Raw genomic sequence first — 16,931 nt, 5'->3', positions numbered from 1 at the left:
ACAAAAGCAGGATGTGGCCTGATCGTTCCAGGCCGCACAATCATGGGCACGATGTAATTGTAAGAGCGGTTGCCTGCGGCTAGACTCCAGCCCCATGAAACGCTATCTGCGGTTTTGCCTCATTTTCCTGATCAGCCTCGCGCTTCCCTTGAGTGGAATGGCGGGCGTTCAGGCACCCGCCGAACCTTGCCCGATGAAAGCGATGGGCATGTCGATGATGGGTGACATGGGCAAGGACTGCTGTCAGGACAAGGGCATGCCGTCTGATCACGGCAAGCCTTGCAAGCCCGGTCAGGAGTGCAAGACCGGCGGCATGCTGCAAGTGTTCATCACGCAACCCCCCGTTAATATGTTCAGCCCCGTGGTAGCGACGTTCTTTGTCGACGTGCTGCCTGTCAAGACCCCGTCCGGGGTATGGCGACCCCCGCGCATCTGATTCCTGTTCCCCGTTAAGCCCCGTTTCGCCTGCGCGAAATGGCGTTGCTGTGCGCTTTTTAAAGCGCGCAGTGGATCCTTACAGGAATCATAAACATGAACTCCATGTGTTCCCGCACAAGGTGGCCGCTGGCGGCTGCCCTGGCGGCAAGCGTACTGGCTTTGCCGTGCGTTGCTGCCCCGTTGACCCTCGATGAAGCCTTGCGGCTGGCCGATAACAACGCGCCATCCCTCACCGCCGAGGCGCAAAAGCTCCAGGCGGCCAGAAGCGCCGCGATCCCGGCCGGTGAACTGCCCGACCCGAAGCTATTGCTCGGCGTGCAGAACTTCCCGGTAGGCGGTCCCGACCGCGGAACCCTCGATCACGATTTCATGACCATGCAAATGGTTGGCGTGAGGCAGGAAATGCCCAACGGTGACAAACGTCGAGCGCGTACCGAAGTTGCCGACGCAGCGGTTGATCTGGCGGCCGCCCAAGGTCGGGTCGAACGCCTGAACGTGCGCCAGGCCACGGCGCTGGCCTGGATCGGCAGTTACTCGGTTGAACTCAAGCAGGCGTTGTTCCAGCAGTTCTACCGCGAGAATCGACTGTTGAGCGACACCGTCCGCGCCCAGATTGCCAGCGGTCGCGCTCAGCCTGCCGATGCCGTCACGCCCAAGCTGGAAGCTGCGCAACTGGACGAACAACAGGACCAGTTGCAGCTTGAGCGTGCCCAGGCCCGCGCCGCGCTCAAACGTTGGATCGGCCCCGCCGCTAATGAGCAACCCTCCGGCAACTGGCCGCAATGGCCCATCGATACCTTGGGTTACTCCCACAAACTTGAGCATCATCCGGCCCTGGCCGCGTTCGGCCCCATGACCCGCGAAGCCCAGGCCAAAGTCCGCGAAGCCGAAGCCGACAAACAATCGGACTGGAGCTGGGAGCTTGACTACCAGAAGCGCGGACGTGAGTTCGGCGACATGGTCAGCGTGCAGTTCACTTTCGATCTGCCGCTGTTCCCTGAGACCCGGCAAAACCCGAAGATCGCTGCCCGGCATGCCGAACTCAATCAATTGGAGGCCGAGCGCGAGGCACAACTGCGTGAGCACACCGAGCAACTGGAAACACAACTGGCCGACTACCAGCGCCTCGACCGTGCAGCGCGACGAACCCAGGAAAGCTTGCTGCCGTTAGCCAAGGAAAAAGCCGAGTTGACCCTGGCCAGTTATCGCGCCGGCAAAGGTGATTTGTCGGCAGTGGTCGCTGCCCGGCGTGAACTGATCGACGCGCAGATGAAACAGATCGACGTCAACCAACAGAAAGCGCTGACCAGCGCCCGGCTGTATTTCGCCTACGGGGAGGCTGGCCAATGAGCCTTTATAAAGGTGTTCTGTGGGTCGGTTTATCGTTGGCATTGGGGGCTGTCGGCGGCTATTGGCTGGCGCACAAACCCGTATCGGTCGAGGCGGCGACCATGGCTCAGGACGAGCGCAAGGCGCTGTATTGGTACGACCCGATGTACCCGCAGCAGAAATTCGACAAACCCGGCAAATCGCCCTTCATGGACATGGAACTGGTGCCGCGCTACGCCGCCGGCGCGGCGGACACTGCCTCGATCCAGATTGACCCCCGCGTGGCCCAGAACCTCGGCGTTCGCCTGGCGACGGTCACCCGTGGCGCACGGGCGTCCAGCGTCGAAGCGTCAGGGGTGCTGGCCTACAACGAACGCGAAGTGGCAGTAATTCAGGCGCGCGCACCGGGGTTCGTCGAGCGGGTGTATGCCTTGGCTCCGGGGGATGTGCTCAAGGCGGGCGCGCCGTTGGCGGACATTCTGGTGCCGGAATGGGCAGCGGCTCAGGAGGAGTTTCTGACGCTCAAGCGCATGGGTGACGCCGGGCTGCTGGCAGCGGCACGCCAGCGTCTGCGTCTGACCGGGATGCCGGCGGCGTTGATTGCCGAGGTTGAACGCAGTGGCAAGGTTCACGTGAATCAGACTCTCACCACGCCGATTGCCGGTGCGTTGCAGGAACTGAATGTGCGGGCCGGCATGACGTTGGCTGTCGGCGAGACACTGGCGCGGGTCAATGGCCTGAGCAGCGTCTGGCTGGCAGTGGCGGTGCCGGAATCACTTGCCGGTTCGGTGCAGATCGGTCAGACGGTCGAGGCCAGGCTGGCGACCTATCCGGACACCATCCTGCGCGGCACCGTCAGCGCGATCCTGCCGCAAACCACGGCCGACAGCCGCACCGTCAGCGTGCGGGTAGAGCTGCCCAATCCTGACGGCCGCTTGCGTCCGGGCCTCACGGCGCAGGTGCGCATGAACAATACGGACGGACAATCGATGCTTTGGGTCCCGAGCGAGGCGTTGATTCGCACCGGCAAGCGGGTGCTGGTGATGCTTGCTGAAGACGGCGGGCGCTACCGTCCGGTCGAGGTGCAGGCAGGATCGGAAAACGCTGGCCGAACCGCTGTGATCAAGGGACTGGAGGAGGGGCAGAAGGTCGTCAGCTCGGGGCAGTTCCTGCTCGATTCCGACGCCAGCCTCAAAGGCATTGGCGCCCGGCCCCTGGACAACACCGGAGGCCAGCCATGATTGCCGCACTGATCCGCTGGTCTGTGGCCAACCGTTTTCTGGTGCTGCTGGCGACCCTGTTCGTCATGGCCTGGGGTGTGTGGTCGGTTCAAAGTACGCCCATCGATGCACTGCCGGACCTGTCCGATGTGCAGGTGATCATCCGCACACCCTACGCCGGCCAGGCGCCGCAAATTGTCGAGAACCAGGTGACCTATCCGCTGGCGACCACCATGTTGTCGGTGCCGGGGGCGAAGACGGTGCGCGGCTATTCGTTTTTCGGCGACAGCTTTGTGTACGTGCTGTTCGAGGATGGCACCGACCTGTACTGGGCGCGCTCCCGGGTGCTGGAGTATTTGAGCCAGGTCCAGAGTCGCTTGCCGGCCAGCGCCAAACCGGCGTTGGGGCCGGACGCCACCGGGGTCGGCTGGATCTACCAGTACGCCTTGGTGGATCGCAGTGGCGGACATGACCTGGCGCAACTGCGGGCCCTGCAGGACTGGTTCCTCAAGTTCGAGCTCAAGACCCTGCCCAACGTCGCGGAAGTCGCCACCGTCGGCGGTATGGTCAAGCAATATCAGGTGCTGCTCGATCCACTGAAAATGGCCACTCTGGGGATTACTCAGGCCCAGGTGACCGAGGCCATCGGCAAGGCCAATCAGGAAACCGGCGGCGCCGTGCTGGAGATGGCGGAAACCGAATACATCGTGCGCGCTTCCGGTTATTTGAAGACCCTCGATGATTTTCGCGCCATTCCCCTCAAGCTCGGTGTCGGCGGCGTACCCGTGACCCTAGGTGAGGTGGCAACGATCCAGGTCGGCCCGCAAATGCGTCGTGGCATCACCGAGCTCGATGGCCAGGGCGAGACCGTCGGCGGGGTGGTGATCCTGCGCAGTGGCAAGAACGCCCGGGAAACCATTGCCGCGGTCAAGACCAAACTCGATCAGCTCAAAAGCAGCCTACCGCCCGGCGTGGAGATTGTCACCACCTACGACCGCAGCAAGTTGATCGACCGTGCCGTGGAAAACCTCAGCCATAAACTGATCGAGGAATTCATCGTCGTCGCGCTGATCTGCGGGATCTTCCTGTGGCATCTGCGCTCGGCGCTGGTGGCGATCATCTCGCTGCCGGTGGGGGTGTTGATTGCATTTATCGTCATGCGTCATCAAGGGATCAACGCCAACATCATGTCCCTGGGCGGGATTGCGATTGCCATCGGCGCCATGGTCGACGCTGCCGTGGTGATGATCGAGAACGCACACAAGAAGATCGAGGCCTGGCACCGGCGTCATCCGGGGGAAGCGCTGAAGGGCGAGCGGCATTGGCAGGTGATGACCGAAGCGGCCGTGGAGGTCGGGCCGGCGCTGTTTTTCTGCCTGTTGATCATCACGTTGTCGTTTATTCCGGTGTTTACGCTGGAGGCGCAGGAAGGGCGGCTGTTCGGTCCGTTGGCGTTCACCAAGACCTACGCCATGGCGGCAGCGGCGGGGTTGGCGGTGACGCTGGTGCCGGTGTTGATGGGCTACTGGATTCGCGGGCGGATCCCGGATGAACAGCAGAATCCGTTGAACCGTTGGCTGATCAAGGTCTATCAACCGGCGCTGGACGCGGTATTGCGTTGGCCGAAAGTCACCCTGTTAGTGGCCTTGCTGGTGTTTGTCAGCGCGCTGTGGCCGATGTCGCGCCTGGGCGGCGAGTTTCTTCCGCCCCTGGACGAGGGGGATTTGCTCTACATGCCTTCGGCGCTGCCGGGTTTGTCGGCGCAGAAAGCCGCGCAATTGCTGCAACTGACCGACCGCTTGATCAAGACCGTGCCGGAAGTCGAACACGTTTTCGGCAAGGCCGGTCGTGCCGAAACCGCGACCGATCCGGCACCACTGGAGATGTTCGAAACCACCATCCAGTTCAAACCCCGTGATCAGTGGCGTCCGGGAATGACCTCGGAAAAACTCGTGGAAGAACTGGACCGGGTGGTTCGGGTGCCGGGGCTGACCAACCTCTGGATTCCACCGATCCGCAACCGTATCGACATGCTCGCCACCGGCATCAAGAGCCCCATCGGGGTCAAGGTCGCCGGCAGCGATCTGGCGCAGATCGATGCCGTCACCCAGGCGGTCGAGCGCGCGGCCAAAGGCGTGCCGGGGGTCAGTTCGGCGCTGGCCGAACGCTTGACCGGCGGGCGCTACATTGATGTCGATATCGACCGTCAGGCGGCTGCTCGCTACGGCCTCAACATTGCCGATGTGCAAGCAATTGTCTCGGGAGCTATTGGCGGTGAAAACGTCGGCGAAACCATCGAAGGCCGGGCGCGGTTCCCGATCAACGTGCGTTACCCCCGTGAGTGGCGTGACTCGGTGGGCGCGCTGGAGCAACTGCCGATCTCCACGCCGCTGGGCAGCCTGATCACCCTTGGTACGGTGGCGAGAGTAGTGGTCACGGACGGCCCGCCGATGCTCAAGAGCGAAAACGCCCGACCGTCCGGCTGGGTGTACATCGACGTGCGCGGGCGGGACATCGCTTCAGTGGTCGCCGACTTGCGTCGGGTCGTCAGTGAACAGGTCAAGTTGCAGCCGGGCATGAGCCTGAGCTACTCCGGGCAGTTCGAGTTTCTGGAACGGGCCAACGCCCGGCTCAAACTAGTGGTGCCGGCCACGCTGCTGATCATCTTTGTGCTGCTGTACCTGACGTTCGCCCGGTTCGACGAGGCGTTGCTGATCATGGCCACGCTGCCGTTCGCGCTGGCGGGCGGCGCCTGGTTCCTCTATGGGCTGGGGTTCAATTTATCGGTGGCCACTGGGGTCGGCTTCATTGCATTGGCCGGGGTGTCTGCCGAGTTTGGCGTGATCATGCTGCTCTATCTGAAGAACGCCTGGGCCGAGCGTGAAGACGCGGGCGAGCGTACCGATTCGGGGCTGGTGGCGGCCATCCGCGAGGGTGCAGTGCAGCGGGTTCGCCCCAAAGCCATGACCGTGGCCGTCATCATCGCCGGCCTGTTACCGATCTTGCTGGGCAGCGGCACCGGCAGCGAAGTCATGAGCCGCATTGCCGCGCCGATGGTCGGCGGGATGGTCACCGCGCCGTTGTTATCCCTGTTTGTCATTCCGGCTGCGTATCGCTTGATGCGCCGCCGTCAGTTGCTTGTTAAACCCACTCTTACTGAAGGAAATATCCAATGAAACTGACTCTGATTGCCGTAGCAAGTACCGTCGTTGCGCTATCTTTTGCTGTCCATGCCGAGGACATGCCGGGGATGCCAGGGATGAAGATGGACGACGCGCCAGCGAAACAGCCGGCCACGCAAGCACCGGTGGCCAAGGCTGCCGGGACGGTGAAGGCGATTGATAGTGAGAAGCACACAGTCACCATCGCCCACGGCGCAGTACCGGCGGTGCAATGGCCGCCCATGACCATGGGGTTTCGGGCCACCGACGCGCAATTGGCCGGGGTGAAGGTCGGGGATCAGGTGAATTTCGAGTTTCAATTGGCGGGATCGACAGCGACGCTCGTGTCGATTGATTTAGCGAAGTAACGTGACATCAGCCAGCGGCGCGAACCAGGTTCGCGCCGCCGGTTGAGCGGTATTACAGTTCCATACCCAGGAAAATCAGGGTGTTGCCGTGAGCCTCAACCGCTGCACGCTGGTTATAGCTCTCGCGGTGCGAGCAGTTGAAACCGTGCTCGGCTTCCGGATACACGACGATTTCAACGTTGTCGTTGGTGTCGAAACGCTCGGCGATTTTCTCCACGGCTTCCAGGGAGATGTGGCTGTCCGCTTCACCGAAGTGCATCAGCAACGGCACCTCGATTTCATCGGCACGGTCCAACTGGTTCTGGATGCCGCCGCCGTAATAGGCGATGGCCACGTCCACGAAACCGTTGGCGGCGGTGTGGTACGAAAGCAAGCCGCCGAAGCAGTAACCGATGGACGCGATGCCGCCATCCAGGCCCGGTTGGGCTTGCAGGGCATCGATGGCTAGCTTGATGTCGGCTTGAGCTGCATTCACGTCGGTGGCATTCATTAATTCAACCGCACGTTTCCAGCCGGCTTCGTCGTAGCCCAGCTCGATGCGCGGGCCGCTGCGCCAGAACAGATCCGGTGCAATCACCAGGTAGCCGTCGGCCGCATATTGTTCGGCGACCGAGCGGATGTGTTCGTTGACGCCGAAAATCTCCTGAATCAGCACGATCCCCGGGCCTTTTTGGGTATGGGGGATGGCCAGGTAAGCGCCGAATTTGCCTTCGGGGCTATCGATTTCGATCCATTGGGTGGTCACGCTCATGGTGGCTCCTGTCTTCGCAAGTGGGGGGAGGTTGCAGCTTATTAAGTGGGTGTGTCAGTCAGTGTGACAGTGCCCTGGGCAAGTTCACCCAATGTAGACCAATCGGCTGGCCAGTGAACAGCCGCCGTTTCAACGACCGTTACCATAACCCGGCAAAGCCCGGCACTTCCAACCACCCCAATACCAATGTGGGAGCGGGCTTGCTCGCGAAGAGGCCGGCACATGCTGCATCAATGTTGTTCTGATAGACCGTTTTCGCGAGCAGGCTCGCTCCCACAAGGGATAAGTGGTGAAGGGCGCTGCAACATTCACGAACTAAACTGTGATCTACCTCGCACCAGCGGCGTCTAGCGTCTGTGACCCCGCAATCCCATGGGGCGAGACTTCGGAACCCGGCATGCAAGCGCTGTTGAACGAGATTCTTGACGCAGTTCGTCCCCTGATCGGCCAGGGCAAGGTGGCTGACTACATTCCTGCCCTTGGTACCGTGCCGGCCAATCAACTGGGGATTGCTGTGTATGGCAATGACGGCGAGCTGTACTGCGCCGGCGACGCGCACACGCTGTTCTCGGTGCAGAGTATTTCCAAGGTGTTCAGCCTGGTGCAGGCCATCGAACACTCCGGCGAAGCGATCTGGGAACGCTTGGGTCACGAGCCGTCCGGCCAGCCGTTCAACTCGCTGGTGCAGCTGGAATTCGAACGCGGCCGCCCGCGCAATCCGTTCATTAACGCCGGGGCGCTGGTGATCTGCGACATCAACCAGTCACGTTTCGCCGCGCCGGCCCTGTCGATGCGCGATTTTGTCCGGCGCTTGTCCGGCAACCCGCAAATCATGGTGGACGGCAAGGTCGCCGAATCCGAATACCAACACCGCGCTCGCAACGCCGCCATGGCGTACCTGATGCAGTCGTTCGGCAACTTCCACAATGACGTCGAAGCCGTGCTGCGCAGCTATTTCAGCCACTGCGCGCTGCGCATGAGTTGCGTGGACCTGGCGCGAGCGTTCTGCTTCCTGGCCAACGACGGTTTCTGCAAACACAGCGGCGAACAAATCCTCACCGCCCGCCAGACCCAGCAAGTCAACTCGATCATGGCCACCAGCGGCCTCTACGACGAAGCCGGTAACTTTGCTTACCGCGTCGGATTGCCCGGCAAGAGCGGTGTGGGCGGCGGGATTGTCGCGGTGGTGCCGGGGCAGTTCACAGTGTGCGTCTGGTCGCCGGAATTGAACGCCGCCGGCAACTCGCTTGCCGGGATGGCGGCGCTGGAGTTGTTGAGTCAGCGGATCGGCTGGTCGGTGTTCTAAAGCGGTGTGGGCGGGCGTCGGTAATGACGCTTCGGGAAATTTGCTATACATTTTCCGGCCGCCCACTGCATGGTGAAACTGCTTCATGTCCCTGATGCTCGAACGTCTCGTCGCTGGTACGCCGATTCCTTTTGCCGGTAACCGTGTCTCGGTGGTCAGCCCCGAATTGGCGGCACGCTTTCAGCCCGGTGACCATCTGCTGGTGGAGCAGGTCAGCGGTGAGCTGTTGCTGATCCCGGTGGTGGACCAGCAAGCGGCGGCGGTGGCGATTGAGCGCGCACAAACGGCGTTTACCGCGATGTCGGCAGTGTCGGATGAAGCCATCAGCGAGTTCTTTGATCGGTTTGCCGAGCGCCTGGAAACCCCGGCCTGCTGGGCCTTGATCGAGGCCACCAACCTGGCCGACATCGAGCGCGCCAAGGCCCGCGGGCGTTCCACCACGCGGTTGCTGGCCGACGAACGCATGCGCCGCGACATGATCGCAGGCCTGCGTGCCTGGCGCGATGCGACGGCCACCCGTGGCAAAGTCATCAGTTGCGTCGAGCATGACGGCTGGAAAGTCGAGCAAGTGGTGTCGCCGCTGGGCATCGTCGCTTTCGTCTTCGAAGGCCGACCGAACGTCTTTGCCGACGCCGCTGGCGTACTGCGCACCGGCAACACCGCCGTGCTGCGCATTGGCAGCGATGCGTTGGGCACAGCGCAAGCCATCGTCACCCACGCCTTGAACCCGGCACTGGCTGAGGCCGGCTTGCCGGTGGGCGCGGTGTCGCTGGTTGAAAGCGTCAATCACGCGGCCGGTTGGGCGATGTTTGCTGACCGACGTTTGTCGTTGGCCGTGGCCCGGGGTTCGGGCCGGGCCGTCAGCCAACTGGGCAGCATCGCCCAACAGGCCGGCACCGCCGTCAGCCTGCACGGCACTGGCGGTGCCTGGCTGATCGCCGATAAAGACGCTGATGCCACGCGTTTTGCCGCCGTGGTGCGCAACTCGCTGGATCGCAAGGTCTGCAACACCCTGAACGTCTGCCTGATCCAGCACGACCGTGCTGCCGAACTGGTGCCGCTGTTTCTCGATGCGCTGCAACAGGCCGGCACTGCCCGTGGCCAGGGCTGCAAATTGCACATCGTCGAAGGCAGCGAGTCGTACTTGCCGAGCGATTGGCAGGGCGCCAGCGTCGAGGTCTACCGCGCCGAAGGCTATGTGACCGAAGCATTGGCCGAGCCGCTGGCGGAGGATCAATTGGGTCGCGAGTGGGAATGGGAAGAAACCCCGGAAGTCAGCCTGAAAATCGTCGACGACCTGGACCAGGCCATTACGTTATTCAATCGCTACAGCCCGCAATTCACCGTGTCGCTGATCAGTGAAAACGCCGAGGCTCATGAGCGTTTCTACAACGCGGTGAATGCGCCATTTGTCGGCAACGGCATCACCCGTTGGGTCGACGGCCAGTACGCGCTGAACAAGCCGGAACTGGGGCTTTCGAACTGGGAGAGCGGTCGCCTGTTCGCTCGCAGCGCGATTCTGTCGGGCGATGGCGTGTTCACCATTCGCAGCCGCATGACTCAGATAGATTTGTCAGTCAAACGCTGAACGCTCCGGCCGCAAACCACAGGCGCACTATAATTAATGTGTCTGTTTTTGCGTGACAGAGGGTTGCACCATGAAACTTCATTCCTTTGAACATTATTCTCATGACCTGGCCATGGTTGCTCACGATACATTGCTGACTGCCAAGGTGAAGTCGGCCCTGACCAAGGCCGAACCCATCTTTGGCCTGCATATCCACGTCAAAACCCATGGCGGCGAAGTGCTGCTGAGCGGCATGGTCGACACTCATCGACAAAGTGAGCAGGCAGTTGACCTGGCTCGCTCGGTTCCGGGTGTCATCGACGTCGATGCCAGTGGCTTGCGCACGCATGTGTTCAAACCGGGTAGTCCTGACGAATGAGTCAGATGATCAGCGGGAAAACTTCCTCGCCCCGGCCACACAAAGGATCACCGCAACGGTGACCCCCAGCATGCCCAGGCTGACCTGCTCGTGCAGTAGCGTGGCGGCCAGCGCCAAGCCAAAAAACGGTTGCAGCAACTGAAGCTGGCCCACGGCGGCAATTCCGCCTTGGGCCAGCCCGCGATACCAGAAAACGAAACCGATCAGCATGCTGAACAGCGAGACATACGCCAGGCTCAGCCAGGCCGGTGTGCTGACCGTCGAAAACGACGCGGGCAGCAAAAACCAGGTCAGCGCCGCCATCACCGGCAACGACACCAGCAACGCCCAACAAATCACCTGCCAACCGCCGAGGGTTCTGGATAGTTTTGCCCCTTCGGCATACCCGAGCCCGCAAACCACCACCGCCAGCAGCATCAGCAGGTCGCCTTTGGGCGAGGCGGTCAGTCCTTTAGAAACCGCATAACCGACCACCAGCAAACTGCCGAGGATCGAGAACAGCCAGAAGGCCCGCTTTGGTCGCTCACCACCGCGCAGTACACCAAACACCGCGGTGGCCAGCGGCAGCAGGCCGATAAAGACGATGGAGTGAGCGGAAGTCACGTATTGCAGGGCCAGCGCGGTCAACAGCGGGAACCCGAGGACCACGCCCAGCGCGACGACGATCAACGGCACAATCTGATGCCGGGCCGGGCGCTTTTCCTTGAACAGCCACAAAAGGCACAGCGCAAGGACACCGGCAATGGTCGCGCGCGCCACCGTCAGAAACACCGGGTCGAACTCCAGCACCGCCACCCGGGTGGCCGGCAGCGAGCCGCTGAAGATCACCACGCCGATCAATCCATTAAGCCAACCGCTGCTGTTTTTTTTCGATAGCGTCGGGCTGTTCAGGTTCGAGGTACGTTCCATCGGGTTCACGCTCCGGGCAAAGGGCTGATGTGGCGGGTTGCGTTAAGCGCATCCTATGACTGAGTATTAAGACAATCAAAAAATTGTCATGGATACATTCCCGATGCCGCGCTCCCGGTACAAGTCATTGGTTGACCGTTTTGCCGCCGATATCCGTTCAGGACAATTGCCGCCCGGTACACGCTTGCCGACCCACCGGCAGCTCGCGGCGACGGAAGGTCTGGCGCTGGTCACGGCCAGTCGGGTTTATGCCGAGCTGGAAGCCATGGGTTTGGTCAGCGGCGAAACCGGTCGCGGCACGTTTGTCCGGGAGACGGCGCTGCCGCCGAGTCTGGGCGTGCATCAGCCGAGTGTTGTCGCGGGGATGATGGACCTGAACTTCAACTATCCGTCGTTGCCGGGCCAGGCTGATCTGTTGCGTACGGCGTTGCGCCAGTTGGCGTTGTCCGGTGATCTGGAATCTCATCTGCGCTACCAGCCTCACGCCGGGCGTCTGCATGAACGGGCTTCGGCGGCGCGACATCTGCGTAGTCGCGGCTTGAACGTGGCGGCTGAACAGGTGCTGATTGTCAGTGGTGCCCAGCACGGGTTGGCGGTGACGATGATGGGGTTGCTGCAACCCGGCGACGTGATCGCCGCCGATGCGTTGACCTATCCGGGGTTCAAGGTCCTGGCCGAAGCGCTGCATCTGGAGGTGGTGCCGATTCCGGTCACGGACACCGGGCCTGATCTCGCCGCCCTGGAAAAACTCTGCCGAAGCCGTTCGGTCCGGGCTGTCTACAGCATGCCAACCCTGCATAACCCGTTGGGTTGGGTGATGGCCGCCGATGAGCGCGAGCACCTGGTGTCGATTGCGCGCCAGCATGACCTGCTGATCATTGAAGACGCCGCTTATGCGTTTCTGGCTGAAGCGCCGCCACCTCCATTGGCTGAGTTAGCGCCCGAAAGGACGGTCTACGTGACCGGCTTATCCAAGAGTATCGCCACCGGGTTGCGTGTCGGTTTCGTCGCCGCGCCAGCGTCAAGGGTGCCGGCGCTGGAGCGCACGATCCGGGCGACGACCTGGAACACCCCCGGGGTGATGACGGCGATTGCCACGGCGTGGCTCGACGACGGTACCGTCACGCTGCTGGAAGCGCAAAAACGCGCCGATGCCCAGACCCGACAGGCCTTGGCCGACGAGGTGCTGAGCGGGCTGCGTTACGTTCGTCATCCGTCTTCTTACTTTGTGTGGCTGCCCTTGTCGGAAGAGGCAAGGGCAGATCAGATCGCCATGGCGTTGCTGCATGAGCAGGTGTCGGTGTCGACTGCCGAACCTTTTGCGACGTCAGTCCATGTCCCTCATGCTATTCGGCTAGCCCTTGGTTCGGTCGACATCAACACGCTTCGACGGGCGCTGATGAAAGTGAAGCAAGTGGTTGGGGCTTATTCATAGCGCTTTACGGTGTTGTTCAGGCGACTTGCGAGGCCTTGGCGTACACCGCGCAGGTGGTCGGATGCTCAACCAGGGAGACAAAGCTGCGGCTGTCGGCGTCCAGCGCATCGATCGAACCGGTTTCGATGTCGTACACCCAGCCGTGCAGGTTCAACTGACCTTTTTCCTGGGCCAGACGCACGCTCGGGTGAGTCTGGATGTTGGCAAGTTGGGCGATCACGTTCTCGCGCACCATCGAACTGACCTTGGCCGCTTCATTGGCGTGAGGGCGAGATTCGTTGATGACTTTCGCCGACTCCGCGTGCTGCAACCAGCCGCTGACAGCGGGCAGGTGATCCATGCATTTGCACTTGGCAACGGCGGTCATGGCGCCGCAATCCGAATGGCCGCAGATCACGATGTCGGTGACGCCGAGCACGGCGACCGCATATTCGACCGTGGCCGATACACCACCGGGATGCGGGCTGTAGGACGGGACGATGTTGCCGGCGTTGCGGATCACAAACAGTTCGCCGGGTTCTTGCTGGGTCAGCAGTTCAGGCACTACGCGGCTGTCGGAACAGGTGATGAACAAGGTGCCGGGGTGCTGGGTGGTGGCCAGGTGTTTGAACAAGTCAGTGCGTTGTGGGAAGGCTTCGTTCTGGAACTTCAAAAAACCGTCGATGAGCGCTTTCATGTTTGCTTCCTCAAAAGTGATGAACCGTGGCGACTCAGTTCGAGCAACCGGTACCGAATTCGCTGTACTGCAAAATGTGCGTAACGCCTTTGGAGTCGAGGTAGGTCATCTCCACCGGCGTCGGACCGCAAACATCGGCGACCGGGGTGATGTTCACGACCCGAGCGATGTCTAGGTCCATGCCGTACTGGTAGGCAACGGCGCCGTCCTGGGCTTGAGCCTGGGCAGCCAGGCCGGCGATCAACGACAGTGCGAAGAGAATTTTTTTCATGGGGCATCCTCCAGATGAATTTGGTGAATGAAATGTTTTGGGTGGTGGGCCCGCACGTTAAGTGCGGGCCGGTACTGATTTAGAAAGGACGCAGTGGCAGGAACTTGCCGTCCAGGGTGATCACGGCGCGGGAGCCGCCTTCCGGGTCTTCGACTTTCTTCATGTCGAGCTTGAAGTTGATCGCGCTGATGATGCCGTCGCCGAACTGCTCATGAACCAGGGCTTTCAACGTAGTGCCGTAGATCTGGATCATTTCGTGGAAACGGTAAATGGTCGGGTCGGTCGGTACACCCGACAGGCTGCCGCGCAGCGGGATGATTTGCAGACGGGCGATGCTGTCAGCGTCTAGGTCCAGCTTCTCGCCGACCACTTTGGCGGCGGCTTCCGGCAGCGGGTGCTGGCCGAGCAGGGCAGCGGTGACGTAGGCCAGGCCGAGGCCGGTGCCATCGGTCAGGTCCTGCCAGGACAGGTTTTTGCGGGCCTTGGCATCAAGGATCGAAGTGGTCAGGGCCAGACTCTGGTCGTTGTAAGCGTGGGACTGTTGCATGGTGTGACTCCTATCGGGTTGAGCTATTGGGTGGTTGCTGTGTGTGGAGCAATCTTCTGCCGATTGACTCATAGCGTCCAAGACCGATATACAATGTTGCGCATAAGCACAGCCTATAGATGGAATGTCCCATGCTGCTCCGACATCTGCGTTACTTGATCGCGGTCGCTGATAACGGCGGCTTCACCCGCGCAGCCGAAGCGCTGCACGTTTCTCAGCCGACTCTGTCCCAGCAAATCCGCCAATTGGAAGAAACCCTGGGCGTGACCTTGTTCGACCGCACCTCGCGCACGGTCAAACCCACCGATGCGGGCGAGGCCTACATCGAATGCGCCCGACGGGTGTTGGTGGAACTGGAGGCGGGTAAGCGCGCGCTGCATGACGTGAAGGATTTGTCTCGTGGCGCTTTGCGCCTGGCCATGACGCCGACTTTCATGGCGTATCTGGTGGGGCCGCTGGTGCGCGATTACACAGCACGGTTCCCGAACATCCACCTGGAGATTTTCGAGTTGTCCATGGACGGCATCGAGGCCGGGCTGGCGGATGACTCACTGGACATCGCTATTGCCTTTACGCCAGTCAGAAACCCCGAGATCGAGTGCATCCCGGCGTTTATCGAGACGTTGGGGATTGTGGTCGGGCGTGATCATCCGCTTTACGAGAGCCAGGGTGCGCTGGCGCCGAGCGAGGTAGCGCAACTGGAGTTCGCGTTGCTGGCGCCGGAGTTCATTACCCGATCGTCCATCGACGAATACTTCCGCCAACAAAGCATCACGCCCAAAGTGGTGATCGAGGTGAATTCGGTGAGCACCTTGCTGGAGGTGATTCGCCATACGGCGGTCGCGACCATTTTGCCGGAGGCGATTGCCACCGAGGATCGAGCGTTGCGCAAGATTCCGTTGCAAGGTGAAGCGCCGCAGCGCGGGGCGGCGTTGTTGCGTCGTCGCAATAATTACCACAGTGCGGCGGCGCTGGCGTTTGTGGAGTTGGTGTTGGGAGCAGAGCTTTCCTAGTCACCGTCATTCAACTGTGGGAGCGAGCTTGCTCGCGATAGCGGTGGGTCAGTCGACAGTGATGTTGAAGGTGATGGCCCCTTCGCGAGCAAGCCCGCTCCCACAGGGATTTAGGGTGTTCACTAAACGTGTGTGAAAACCCATGCATAAAAAAGGGCCTGCTCCTTGATGGGAGCAGGCCCTTTTTTCAATCTTACTCAGTAGAACCGATCAATCACTCGAACTTCGTTCTGGTTCTGCATCGATGCCCACGCCTGTTTCAGAGTTTGCAGAACATTACCCATGAAGTCCTTGTCGGCTGCGGCTTTCTTGCCGACATAACCCTGGCCGCGACGGTACATCTTCAGTCGGGCCAGCAAGTCCTGGTTGTTCTGGTCGAACTCTGCTTCGTGAGCATGGGGCGACAGGCTGTCCATGTGCACCTGGCCCGACTTGCTGATCCACAGGATATGGCTGTCGTGGCTGTCTTTCTGCGCAGCGAACATACGAGCCAGTTCATCGATAGTAGGTTGATTGTTCAGATTCATATTAAGCCCCTTGACCATTTGGTGATCTTTCAAAGTTGATTCGCTAATACAGGTAGCCCATCGGTTAGTTGATCCCTGGCACCGAAACCAGGACGTCAGCGGTCAGCCGTCGAAATGACGGGGTCTCGCGTCTGTTGCATGTAGTCGTGTTGAATAACTGCTACGCAATAGCGTCACAACGAAGAGAAGCGGCGAAAACCTGGAGGCCACTGCCGACGTTTTCAGGGTCGGCCACAAGCTTCATGAGAATGTTTCGCCAGCGCTTCTCGTCTTTGTACTGGACGTTCGGGCCAGGTCAGCTTCTTCAATCTGCCTTGTGGGCAGCGTGTATCCGGGAAAAACAGCTCGGCGGTCAGACGAGCTTGCTCAAACGTGTTGCCTGTACTCCCGATCGGGGAGACGTCTGCATCATGCAAGGGCAAATCGACGGCGTCAACGGTTATGTAGTGATTATTTTTAGTCACTACATATTGTCGGACAAAGTGGTTTTGGTATTAGGAAAGGGTGTCTAGAGCCCGGTGGTTGGGCTTTCCAAGCGGTAGAACGTGCAGGGATAGCCGTCTACCGTCTGTTGCTGCGTTGTGAAATTTTCCTGCGCAAGGGCAGGGATCACCTTTGCCCAAAACAACCGCGCAGGCTGGTTCGCATCGATGTGGAAAATTTGCCATTGACCGGGGAGCTGGCTCAAGAGGGTGGATGCGACAAACTTCGCGACGCCTTGGCCACGAAAGCGTCGGCTGACAAAAAAGTAGCCGATGTTGAGATATGCGCCAGGCAGGTGGGTTTGATCATCCACCGTTACGAACCCGGCCAGCTCTCCATCAACCTTGATCAAAAACGGCCGCGTCGCCGGTTTTCGCCAGTAATCCAGCTTCGGCTGAATGTTGAACAAACCCTGTTCGCCAAGCTTCAGCGGCAGCCACTCGCTGAAGTCGTACGTGTAGAACTGCATCAGGTTTTCAATCGTCTCCAGTTCGTCGCGTTGCGCGGCGTAAAGTTCTATGAGAGGCATGGCGGGCTCCTGATTTCGCGGA

17 protein-coding genes and 1 pseudogene are annotated in these 16,931 nt (G+C 60.8%); 10 read left to right on the top strand and 8 right to left on the bottom strand.

Annotated features, from left to right (window positions below):
• Positions 1-94 precede the first annotated feature (94 nt).
• The 5 genes from AC1MEW_RS24085 to AC1MEW_RS24065 all read left to right on the top strand — a co-directional run bounded on the left by AC1MEW_RS24085 (position 95) and on the right by AC1MEW_RS24065 (position 6,516).
• Positions 95-436 (top strand): hypothetical protein, encoded by a 342-nt coding sequence (locus tag AC1MEW_RS24085; RefSeq protein WP_480423817.1) that lies wholly within the window; start codon positions 95-97, stop codon positions 434-436.
• A 95-nt stretch (positions 437-531) separates the two neighbouring features.
• A complete protein-coding gene (locus AC1MEW_RS24080) occupies positions 532-1,788 on the top strand; it encodes a TolC family protein (RefSeq protein ID WP_480423816.1) in 1,257 nt (418 codons plus the stop codon).
• Positions 1,785-3,008 (top strand): efflux RND transporter periplasmic adaptor subunit, encoded by a 1,224-nt coding sequence (locus AC1MEW_RS24075; RefSeq protein ID WP_480423815.1) that lies wholly within the window; start codon positions 1,785-1,787, stop codon positions 3,006-3,008. Before AC1MEW_RS24080 ends, AC1MEW_RS24075 begins: the two co-directional genes overlap by 4 nt.
• The gene (locus AC1MEW_RS24070; RefSeq protein WP_480423814.1) at positions 3,005-6,163 is read left to right on the top strand and encodes an efflux RND transporter permease subunit; all 3,159 of its coding nucleotides are present in this window, start codon (positions 3,005-3,007) and stop codon (positions 6,161-6,163) included. Before AC1MEW_RS24075 ends, AC1MEW_RS24070 begins: the two co-directional genes overlap by 4 nt.
• Positions 6,160-6,516: a copper-binding protein gene (locus tag AC1MEW_RS24065; protein ID WP_480423813.1), complete on the top strand. Its 357-nt coding sequence runs from the start codon at positions 6,160-6,162 to the stop codon at positions 6,514-6,516. The genes AC1MEW_RS24070 and AC1MEW_RS24065 overlap by 4 nt, the downstream gene beginning before the upstream one ends.
• Positions 6,517-6,568: 52 nt before the next feature.
• On the opposite strand, the gene AC1MEW_RS24060 is transcribed toward AC1MEW_RS24065, so the two are convergent.
• Both AC1MEW_RS24060 and AC1MEW_RS24055 read right to left on the bottom strand, forming a co-directional pair.
• On the bottom strand, positions 6,569-7,267 hold the full coding sequence (locus tag AC1MEW_RS24060) for a dienelactone hydrolase family protein (RefSeq protein ID WP_322268197.1): 699 nt from the start codon (positions 7,265-7,267) through the stop codon (positions 6,569-6,571).
• Positions 7,268-7,338: 71 nt separating this feature from the next.
• A pseudogene (locus AC1MEW_RS24055) lies at positions 7,339-7,416 on the bottom strand (HvfX family Cu-binding RiPP maturation protein); the annotation flags it as partial.
• A 248-nt stretch (positions 7,417-7,664) separates the two neighbouring features.
• On the opposite strand from AC1MEW_RS24055, the gene glsB reads away from it, so the two are divergent.
• From glsB to AC1MEW_RS24040, 3 genes are all read left to right on the top strand, one after another.
• A complete protein-coding gene (gene glsB / locus AC1MEW_RS24050) occupies positions 7,665-8,573 on the top strand; it encodes a glutaminase B (RefSeq protein ID WP_480423812.1) in 909 nt (302 codons plus the stop codon).
• An 85-nt stretch (positions 8,574-8,658) separates the two neighbouring features.
• Complete coding sequence (locus tag AC1MEW_RS24045; RefSeq protein ID WP_480423811.1) at positions 8,659-10,161, top strand: aldehyde dehydrogenase family protein; 1,503 nt, start codon at positions 8,659-8,661, stop codon at positions 10,159-10,161.
• 70 nt (positions 10,162-10,231) lie between these two features.
• Positions 10,232-10,519 (top strand): BON domain-containing protein, encoded by a 288-nt coding sequence (locus AC1MEW_RS24040; protein ID WP_201257549.1) that lies wholly within the window; start codon positions 10,232-10,234, stop codon positions 10,517-10,519.
• Positions 10,520-10,528: 9 nt separating this feature from the next.
• Here the strand turns inward: AC1MEW_RS24040 and AC1MEW_RS24035 are convergent, their stop codons facing one another.
• Entirely contained in the window at positions 10,529-11,428 is a 900-nt protein-coding gene (locus tag AC1MEW_RS24035) for a DMT family transporter (protein WP_480423810.1), read from the bottom strand.
• A gap of 103 nt (positions 11,429-11,531) precedes the next feature.
• Here AC1MEW_RS24035 and AC1MEW_RS24030 point away from each other — a divergent pair, with 103 nt between their 5' ends.
• The gene (locus AC1MEW_RS24030) at positions 11,532-12,863 is read left to right on the top strand and encodes an aminotransferase-like domain-containing protein (protein WP_480423808.1); all 1,332 of its coding nucleotides are present in this window, start codon (positions 11,532-11,534) and stop codon (positions 12,861-12,863) included.
• 16 nt (positions 12,864-12,879) lie between these two features.
• Here AC1MEW_RS24030 and AC1MEW_RS24025 read toward each other — a convergent pair whose 3' ends face one another.
• The 3 genes from AC1MEW_RS24025 to cynS all read right to left on the bottom strand — a co-directional run bounded on the left by AC1MEW_RS24025 (position 12,880) and on the right by cynS (position 14,357).
• Complete coding sequence (locus AC1MEW_RS24025) at positions 12,880-13,539, bottom strand: carbonic anhydrase (RefSeq protein WP_201257546.1); 660 nt, start codon at positions 13,537-13,539, stop codon at positions 12,880-12,882.
• A gap of 34 nt (positions 13,540-13,573) precedes the next feature.
• Positions 13,574-13,810, bottom strand: coding sequence for a DUF2790 domain-containing protein (locus AC1MEW_RS24020; RefSeq protein WP_201202845.1), 237 nt, complete (start codon positions 13,808-13,810; stop codon positions 13,574-13,576).
• 79 nt (positions 13,811-13,889) lie between these two features.
• Entirely contained in the window at positions 13,890-14,357 is a 468-nt protein-coding gene (gene cynS, locus AC1MEW_RS24015; protein ID WP_133836027.1) for a cyanase, read from the bottom strand.
• Positions 14,358-14,488: 131 nt separating this feature from the next.
• On the opposite strand from cynS, the gene cynR reads away from it, so the two are divergent.
• On the top strand, positions 14,489-15,370 hold the full coding sequence (cynR, locus tag AC1MEW_RS24010) for a transcriptional regulator CynR (protein ID WP_322268202.1): 882 nt from the start codon (positions 14,489-14,491) through the stop codon (positions 15,368-15,370).
• A gap of 197 nt (positions 15,371-15,567) precedes the next feature.
• Here cynR and AC1MEW_RS24005 read toward each other — a convergent pair whose 3' ends face one another.
• The gene (locus AC1MEW_RS24005; protein ID WP_201202847.1) at positions 15,568-15,897 is read right to left on the bottom strand and encodes a hypothetical protein; all 330 of its coding nucleotides are present in this window, start codon (positions 15,895-15,897) and stop codon (positions 15,568-15,570) included.
• 508 nt (positions 15,898-16,405) lie between these two features.
• On the bottom strand, positions 16,406-16,909 hold the full coding sequence (locus AC1MEW_RS24000; RefSeq protein ID WP_322268203.1) for a GNAT family N-acetyltransferase: 504 nt from the start codon (positions 16,907-16,909) through the stop codon (positions 16,406-16,408).
• Positions 16,910-16,931: the final 22 nt, after the last annotated feature.

It is taken from the genome of Pseudomonas sp. ASL4, from assembly GCF_056680395.1.
This window is presented reverse-complemented; position numbering and strand designations above follow the sequence as displayed.